The sequence below is a fragment of the Thermosynechococcus sp. M3746_W2019_013 genome (genome assembly GCF_015296045.1).
Taxonomy (GTDB): domain Bacteria; phylum Cyanobacteriota; class Cyanobacteriia; order Thermosynechococcales; family Thermosynechococcaceae; genus Thermosynechococcus.
Genome location: NZ_DVDW01000026.1, coordinates 69,401 through 76,939 on the forward strand (window position 1 = coordinate 69,401; position 7,539 = coordinate 76,939).

The window sequence follows — 7,539 nt, forward strand, 5'->3', positions numbered from 1 at the left end:
TATTGCTATCCTAGGCGAGGTCACTGCCCCTCAACAAGGCAACAGAGCTTTAACTCAGCCCTTGCTGTGCTAATTGCTCTAGCTGCGGCAAATTGAGAATTTGTAGTTGTTGCTTGGCAGCCTCAATTTTGATCCAGTTTTTCGCCACCATTTTATCCAGCAGTTGCTGTGCCTCATCAGGGCTAATGTTGGCTACATCCGCTAAATCCTTGATGGGCACATTGAAAATGACAGCGGTGTTGGCATTACCCCCCAGCGGTTGACCATAGCGCCGCGCCAAATTCACCAAGACATGGGCAAGTTTGACGGCAGGCGGTTTGTGCAGCAGTTCAATGCGCGCATTGGTCAGGCGTAGTCGTTGTGCCATCAATTGCAGCATCCGATAGTGTAGGTCTGGGTCGTGGCGCAGGAGATGGACAAATTTTTGCGCCGGCACCGACAGAACTTCCGCGGCACACAGCGCCACCACATCCGTTGAGCGGGGAGACTGGTCAAGAATCGCCATTTCGCCAAAAAAATCCCCTGGCCCCAGAATCGCCAGCGTCAGGAAATCTCCATTGGCCAGCAGGTGTCGCACCTTTACCCAGCCTGAAAGGATAAAGTAAACCGCGTTGCCCCATGCATCTTCAATGAGAATGGCACGCCCTGCCGGGTAGGTGTTATGCCAGGCCACTGAGAGCATCGAGGAAAGCGCCTCTTGGGAACTGGCACCAAAAAGCGGAAAGAGTTGACTAAAGTTTTCTATCTCAATACCTGACATAACGACCTGAGTTTGAATTTCCCAAGGTAAAAGGTTCTCCTCTCCGATCCTAGAATACGCGATCGCCCCCAGCTGCGCTTAAGGGTTACCTTATTAGCCCCAGAGGATTCCCCCAAGTATCGGTAACCTGTTCAAGAAGGGACATCTTAAATTTTCGCCCCAGCGTTAATCCCACAGCTAAGACTAGGCACCGATGACGTATTTGCGCCACTCCTGGTGAGTACCCGTGCGCACGTGTTTTGTTACCTCAAAGTACAAACTACTAATGGGGCGGCGGGGTGTTTGCCGTAGGGGCATATTCGCTTCTTTGGGGGTGCGATTCCCTTTTTTGACGTTACAGCGAACACAGGCAGTCACAATATTTTCCCACGTTTCACCGCCACCGCGCGACTTAGGAATAACATGATCAAGGGTCAATTCATCACCAGTGTAGCCACAGTACTGGCAGGAGTGACCATCTCGATGCAAGATATTACGGCGGGTGAGGGGAATTTCTTTGTAGGGAGTAACGACGTAATGCCGCAGGCGAATAACGGTCGGCAAGGGGAAATTGTTGTAAACCATCTTGCCATTGTGCTCGACTTGTTCTGCCTTGCCCTTGATTAAAAGGACAACTGCTCGCTGCCAACTCGTAATATTGAGTGGTTCATAGGAGGCATTGAGGACCAGAACCTTCGCCATATCCGTTGACACGCGGCATTCTCTCAAATGCTAGCATATTCGCAGCATATTTTTTATTCTTGAAGTAACACCGGAGAAGATTTTTGGCGTTCCCACCCTTCCCTAAAATCGTGATAGGCTGTCAGAAGCCTCTTATTCACTATTTGCATTTTCAATGGCCACTGGGTCTCTGGCAGCACTGCTGCAACCGGATTTAATTCTTGAAACCACAATTGAACAGTTGCACCCCACTCTGTTGGCAAAATATCACCTGCGAGGCATGGTGCTGGATGTAGATGATACGCTCCTTCCCACGTGGGAGGTCAATCTGCCGCCAAAAATTCTGGCGTGGCTCCTGGAGATCAAGCATCAAATGCCAATCTGGTTAGTGAGCAATAACTTGAACCACCGCCGCATTGAACGTATTGCCCAGCAGGTGGAGTTACCCTTTTTGGCGGGGGCGGGTAAGCCCTCTCGGCGTAAGATTTGTCAGGCCGTGGAAGCCATGAATTTACCTTACCATCAGGTGGCCATGGTGGGCGATCGCCTGTTTACGGATATTCTTGCGGGCAATCGCTTGGGGATGTTCACGATTTTGGTGCAACCCTTTTTTGTCAAGCCCCTTGATGGTAAATCCTGGATACGCAATGTGGAGTTTTGGCTAGCACGACAGTTGGGAACGCCGCTGGCGATCGCGCCCCCTGCTAAGAATTAGCCTTTTGCTGTAAATAATTCACCAGTGCCCGCAGCCCCAAAAGATAACTGTCGGCACCAAAGCCAGCAATTTGACCGATCGCCACCGGGGCAATGTAGGAATGATGGCGAAATGCTTCCCGTTGATGAATGTTACTCAGGTGAACCTCAACGGTTGGTAGGGCAACCGCAGCAATTGCATCTCGCAAAGCAACGCTGGTGTGGGTATAGGCTGCGGGGTTAATTAAGATGCCTTGGGCACGTCCCCTAGCCCCCTGAATAGCATCTACTAAGACCCCTTCATGATTGGACTGCAGGCACGCAATAGTTACCCCTAACTCCTGGGCCAAGGCTTCCAAGGATTGGTTGATGCTCGCGAGTGTTACAGTCCCATAGATTCCCGGCTCCCGCTGCCCTAACAGGTTCAAGTTGGGGCCATGAAGCACCAGAATATGAAAGGTCAAGCTTCACCTAACCGTTCAGGCGACTCAATTCTGTTTAGGGCCGTTGCTTTACTGGCGATCGCGCACGGGAATCGGAATCGGCTCCAGCTCGGGGGTAGGTTCGGCGCCCCCTAGAAGTTCCAATAGTTTTTTTAACCACGATTTGAGGGTGTCAAGCAGGCTCTCTAGATAATCCATTGATATCCCTACTGTATCGCTATAGGATTTGCAGATGCCTTGCCTCCTGAATAAAGACAAAAAAGCATCGTAATTTTAAGCTAGCACAATCCTTTTGAATCGGCACCCGATCAATTTGAGACTGCTAAGACTTCTGGAAGCCAAGGCCATGGCTAGCGGCATAGCGATCCATAAAGCGAATAAAGCGATCCCACTCCTGGGGGCTGCGCATGGTGTAGGTGGCCTCAATGGCAACGGGCTGGCCGTTAATGAACTTAGCATTGACATCACGGGTCACAATTTCCCCTTCTTCGTCCACCATGTACATCCCGGTGATCTCCAGATTACCCTCTTGGACGACTTTGGGATTGTCGAAGTAAAAGATGGCCTGACCACTGCTGCCATCCCGTGCCCGCGTCAAACGCACATTGGGAACGACTTCTTCATCAACGCCACGGATAAATTGAATTTCTGCCATTGCATCAACACTTCAAGCAATACTTCTAGGATACCTGTAGCGGGGACAGCTCAAACCAACAAATCGCGCCGCAGGCTGTAAATCACCCATTCGGGTTGCTCCAGATGGGGCAAGACCCCTGCTTCGGGGATCACTCGAAACGGTTGCAGGCGATCGCGGGCGGTGGCGTAGAGTCGCTCACCAAGGGAGAGGGGCGTGAGCTTTGCCTTTTCTCCCCAGAGAATTACGGTGGGGATGGTTAACTGGGGTAAATACTGACTGAGATCAAAGGAGAGATTTCCCTTCAGGGTAGCCAGAGCTGCCCATTCGGCATTGGGACGACAGGCGGCATCCAGGTAGGCTTCAACGGTTTCCGAGCGCAGCCGTTGGGAATCAGCAAAAATAAATTGGGTGAGGAAGTTGCGCACCGCCAAGGGGTTAGCGGCAGCAAGGGTGTAAATAAGGCGATCAAGGATTGGTACACCCAGGAGGGCATTGGCGATCGCCTGTCCTTGATTTTCGCCAAAGTCATTGAACCCACTGGGGCAGACCAGACACAAACACTTAAAGAGATGGGGTTGCTGAATCGCCAACCGCACAACAATCCCTGCCGTCAAGGAGGAGGCGACAACGGTAACGGGCGTTCCCAGCATTCGCAGCAGTTCCGCAATCATTAACCAGTAGTCGCTGCTGGTGTAGTCGCGGGCAGGATGGTCGGATTCCCCCCAACCAATGAGATCCGGGGCAATGACGCGGTAATGGGGTGCAAAGGCAGGATACACCTGGGACCATTCATAGTGGCTAGAGCCACCCCCCAAGCTGTGGAGAAAGACAAGGGGAGGTCGCGATGGCACTGGCCCCCAGTAGCGATCGCTGGGGGTGTAATAGACCATACGGCCCATTGCTGTGGTGAGGCTCTGCTGGACAAAGGTAGGTGGACAAAAAGCCATGCTACTTCAAGGGACGGATGAGGTAACCGCAACGATGTTCACCATCCACCAGCCAATGGGTGCGCTCGACAGCACAATCCCCTAGGGCGATCGCAAACATCTCTAACTCATGATGACAGACTGTGGGAAAAGATTGAGCAACGGCGGAAATCGCACAATTGTACTCCGTAAACAAATAGGCACCTGTAGGCTCACTCACGGGGTAAAACTCTGCCATATAACCTTCCTGTTGCCGCAGTGCCACCAGCCGCGCCAAGCGTTCCGCCAAGGTGCCGCTCCCCATTTGCTCGCGATAGGCCAGTGCCTTGCGTTGCCAAGCTGCCTGCAATACATCCTGCATCTGCTCTGGACCAAGGGTTGCTGCTACGGATTCCAAGAGTTCAAGGGCAAAACCCTTGGGATGAGTGGACTGTTGGCGCAGTTGCAGTTGCCGCAGTTCTTCCCGTCCCGCCTCGCTAATCGTGTAACGGTATTGGGGACGTCCCACCGTACCCGACAGGACTTCATAGGTCACCAGTTGCTCCGCCTCTAAATCCTTGAGATGCCGGCGCACCGCCTGCGGACTAATTGCCAGTTGAGCCGCCAACTCCTGAGCACTGAGGTGACCGTCGCGGAGAAGGCAGTGTAAGATGTCCTGTTTAGTATCCGATGTGAGCGTCACGCAACGCCCCCTTGACTAAAACAACCGTTTTGTTGCTAAATTAGTCCTAGAGATAAAGCAACCACCTCGTTGCTTAATATACTCTAAGTTTTGACCATTCCTTCACCCAAGAGAACACTCGATGTCGGCAACGGTACAATCCCTCGTCAATCAGCCCTATAAATACGGCTTTGTTACCCCAATTGAGACGGAAACCATTCCCAAGGGTCTCAACGAGGACATTATTCGCCTCATCTCCGCCAAGAAAAACGAGCCAGAGTTCATGCTGGAGTTTCGCCTGCGTGCCTATCGCCAATGGCTGAAGATGAGCGAGCCCAGATGGCCACGGGTGAGCTATCCCCCCATCAACTATCAAGACATTGTCTATTACTCAGCGCCAAAACAGAAGGAAAAGCTAAAAAGCTTGGATGAAGTAGATCCTGTCCTGCTGGAAACCTTCGAAAAACTGGGGATTCCCCTTTCAGAGCAAAAGCGGCTCACCAATGTGGCCGTAGATGCCATTTTCGATAGCGTGTCAGTAGCCACCACGTTCCGCGAGGAGCTGGCCAAGCAGGGGATCATTTTCTGCTCCATTTCTGAAGCCCTCCAGGAATATCCCGAGTTGGTGCAGAAATACTTAGGTAGTGTTGTTCCCATTGGCGATAACTTCTATGCTGCCTTAAACTCCGCCGTTTTTTCCGATGGCTCCTTCGTCTATATTCCCAAGAATACCCGCTGTCCAATGGAGCTATCCACCTATTTCCGCATCAATAACGGTGAGTCAGGTCAGTTTGAGCGCACGCTGATCATTGCCGATGCGGGGAGCTATGTGAGCTATCTTGAGGGTTGTACTGCTCCCATGTTTGACACCAATCAACTCCACGCGGCAGTGGTGGAGCTGGTGGCTCTGGACAATGCCGAAATCAAATACTCCACTGTGCAAAACTGGTATGCCGGCGATGAAAATGGCAAGGGGGGCATTTACAACTTTGTAACAAAGCGGGGACTCTGCCTTGGCCGCAATTCCAAGATCTCCTGGACACAGGTGGAGACGGGTTCCGCCATTACTTGGAAATACCCCAGTTGTGTCTTGGTGGGGGATAACTCCGTGGGTGAATTTTACTCGGTGGCCCTCACCAATCACTACCAGCAGGCGGACACGGGCACGAAGATGATCCACATTGGGAAAAATACCCGCAGCAGGATTGTCTCCAAGGGCATTTCGGCAGGACACTCCCAAAATAGCTATCGCGGCCTCGTGAAAATTGGCCCCAAGGCCACAGGGGCACGCAACTACTCCCAATGCGATTCGCTGCTCATTGGGGATACCGCAGCCGCCAATACCTTCCCCTATATTCAGGTGCAAAACCCCACTGCCCAGGTGGAGCATGAGGCTTCAACATCGAAAATTGGCGAGGATCAACTCTTCTACTTTGCCCAGCGGGGAATTTCCGCTGAAGATGCCGTCTCAATGATGATTAGTGGCTTCTGTCGCGATGTCTTTAATCAACTGCCGATGGAATTCGCAGTCGAGGCCGATCGCCTGCTGAGCCTGAAGCTAGAGGGAAGTGTGGGCTAAAAAAATTCAAGCCGTTGTTCTCAGTGGCTAAGATTCTTGGGGGTCTTAGCCGTTTTTTTTTATTCCACAGCTGAGACCTACGAGTTCTCTATGGGGTTTCGGGAAAGAGACGCCACACTTTAATGGTTTTGTCTTCACTGGCGGAGATCAGTTGATCCTGACCAAAGACGACACTGTAGACGGCACCAGAGTGTCCCTTGAGGTTACGCAATAACTGACCAGAAAGGGACCAAAGTTTGACAGTTTGATCGCTGTGGCCACTAGCAATGGTGCTGCCATCGGGACTCACCGCCACACTAAAGACTTGCCCGCCCTCGGTGCCAAACTGCTGCTGAAGTTCTCCTGTGGTGAGGTTCCAGACTTTGATACCATCTTTGTCACTGCCACTGACCAGTTGGCTGCTGTCGGGGGTGAAGGCGAGGCTATTGACATCGCTGGTGTGTCCTTCGAGGGTGCGCAGGAGTCGGCGGGAGGGCAAATCCCAAATGCGGATGAGCTGATCCACGCCACCGGTGGCTAAAAAACGCCCATCTCGACTGATGGCGACGCTGAGCATGATGCCCTCATTGCCTTTTAGTGTAGTGATTTCCTGACGGCTCGGGACATCCCACAGTTTGACAGTGTGATCATAGCTGGCACTGGCAAGGGTGCGGCCATCGGGACTGAGGGCTAAGCCGTTCACAAAATCTTGGTGGCCACTGAGGGTGGCTTGGAGTTGGCGATCGCCCACCCCCCATAGTTTGATGGTTTTGTCTTTACTGCCGCTAATCACCGTTTGACCATCGGGAGTCATCACAAGGGCATAGATCCAGTCGGTGTGACCTTTGGCTTGTCCTAGGGCAGTTCCCGTGGCCAAGTTCCAAAAATACAGCCTGCGATCGTCGCCAGCACTGACGAGTAAATTGCCATCGGGACTAAGGGCGATCGCGTTCACTTCATCTTGATGGCCCCGCAGCGTCGTCGCAAGGGCAATTTTTTGCCACTTGGAGGTGGTGGTCTGTAGGGGGGAGCCAGCCTTTTGATCGGGGGAGGGCGTCCAGCGTTGACTGAGTTGCCAATAGGCCAGTCCTGCGACTAAGCCGCTGATCACCAGCGTGCTTAAAAGAAGTCGAAGATCAGAACTGCCTTTGTTACTCATCGGTTTAGGTATGCGAATGGTTTGCAAAAAAGCTGTACCCTA

General features: G+C 52.4%; 10 protein-coding genes. 2 read left to right on the plus strand and 8 right to left on the minus strand.

What is annotated here, in order from left to right:
- Positions 1-49 precede the first annotated feature (49 nt).
- Positions 50-760, minus strand: coding sequence for a Crp/Fnr family transcriptional regulator (locus tag IGQ16_RS05155; RefSeq protein WP_024125385.1), 711 nt, complete (start codon positions 758-760; stop codon positions 50-52).
- 183 nt (positions 761-943) lie between these two features.
- Positions 944-1,441 carry an HNH endonuclease gene (locus IGQ16_RS05160; RefSeq protein ID WP_011056347.1) on the minus strand — a complete coding sequence of 166 codons (498 nt, stop codon included), beginning with the start codon at positions 1,439-1,441 and terminating at the stop codon, positions 944-946.
- Between the two features lie 154 nt (positions 1,442-1,595).
- Here IGQ16_RS05160 and IGQ16_RS05165 point away from each other — a divergent pair, with 154 nt between their 5' ends.
- Positions 1,596-2,135 (plus strand): YqeG family HAD IIIA-type phosphatase, encoded by a 540-nt coding sequence (locus IGQ16_RS05165; RefSeq protein ID WP_024125383.1) that lies wholly within the window; start codon positions 1,596-1,598, stop codon positions 2,133-2,135.
- Here IGQ16_RS05165 and aroQ read toward each other — a convergent pair.
- The 5 genes from aroQ to sufR all read right to left on the minus strand — a co-directional run bounded on the left by aroQ (position 2,125) and on the right by sufR (position 4,801).
- Complete coding sequence (gene aroQ / locus IGQ16_RS05170) at positions 2,125-2,577, minus strand: type II 3-dehydroquinate dehydratase (protein WP_024125382.1); 453 nt, start codon at positions 2,575-2,577, stop codon at positions 2,125-2,127. The genes IGQ16_RS05165 and aroQ overlap by 11 nt on opposite strands.
- A 48-nt stretch (positions 2,578-2,625) precedes the next feature.
- Complete coding sequence (locus IGQ16_RS05175) at positions 2,626-2,754, minus strand: hypothetical protein (protein WP_024125381.1); 129 nt, start codon at positions 2,752-2,754, stop codon at positions 2,626-2,628.
- Positions 2,755-2,878: 124 nt separating this feature from the next.
- Positions 2,879-3,211 carry a photosystem II reaction center protein Psb28 gene (gene psb28, locus IGQ16_RS05180; protein WP_024125380.1) on the minus strand — a complete coding sequence of 111 codons (333 nt, stop codon included), beginning with the start codon at positions 3,209-3,211 and terminating at the stop codon, positions 2,879-2,881.
- 50 nt (positions 3,212-3,261) lie between these two features.
- Positions 3,262-4,140 carry an alpha/beta hydrolase gene (locus IGQ16_RS05185; RefSeq protein ID WP_024125379.1) on the minus strand — a complete coding sequence of 293 codons (879 nt, stop codon included), beginning with the start codon at positions 4,138-4,140 and terminating at the stop codon, positions 3,262-3,264.
- A gap of 1 nt (position 4,141) precedes the next feature.
- On the minus strand, positions 4,142-4,801 hold the full coding sequence (gene sufR / locus IGQ16_RS05190) for an iron-sulfur cluster biosynthesis transcriptional regulator SufR (RefSeq protein ID WP_024125378.1): 660 nt from the start codon (positions 4,799-4,801) through the stop codon (positions 4,142-4,144).
- Between the two features lie 121 nt (positions 4,802-4,922).
- On the opposite strand from sufR, the gene sufB reads away from it, so the two are divergent.
- Entirely contained in the window at positions 4,923-6,359 is a 1,437-nt protein-coding gene (gene sufB / locus IGQ16_RS05195) for a Fe-S cluster assembly protein SufB (RefSeq protein WP_024125377.1), read from the plus strand.
- An 88-nt stretch (positions 6,360-6,447) separates the two neighbouring features.
- Here the strand turns inward: sufB and IGQ16_RS05200 are convergent, their stop codons facing one another.
- Positions 6,448-7,449, minus strand: coding sequence for a WD40 repeat domain-containing protein (locus IGQ16_RS05200; protein ID WP_297060492.1), 1,002 nt, complete (start codon positions 7,447-7,449; stop codon positions 6,448-6,450).
- Positions 7,450-7,539 lie beyond the last annotated feature (90 nt).

Bases quoted from the DNA above. Each gene is read 5' to 3' on its own strand.
- IGQ16_RS05155 (WP_024125385.1), bottom strand. From the start codon at position 760: ATGTCAGGTATTGAGATAGAAAACTTTAGTCAACTCTTTCCGCTTTTT.
- IGQ16_RS05160 (WP_011056347.1), bottom strand. From the start codon at position 1,441: ATGGCGAAGGTTCTGGTCCTCAATGCCTCCTATGAACCACTCAATATT.
- IGQ16_RS05165 (WP_024125383.1), top strand. From the start codon at position 1,596: ATGGCCACTGGGTCTCTGGCAGCACTGCTGCAACCGGATTTAATTCTT.
- IGQ16_RS05175 (WP_024125381.1), bottom strand. From the start codon at position 2,754: ATGGATTATCTAGAGAGCCTGCTTGACACCCTCAAATCGTGGTTAAAA.
- psb28 (WP_024125380.1), bottom strand. From the start codon at position 3,211: ATGGCAGAAATTCAATTTATCCGTGGCGTTGATGAAGAAGTCGTTCCC.
- IGQ16_RS05185 (WP_024125379.1), bottom strand. From the start codon at position 4,140: ATGGCTTTTTGTCCACCTACCTTTGTCCAGCAGAGCCTCACCACAGCA.
- sufB (WP_024125377.1), top strand. From the start codon at position 4,923: ATGTCGGCAACGGTACAATCCCTCGTCAATCAGCCCTATAAATACGGC.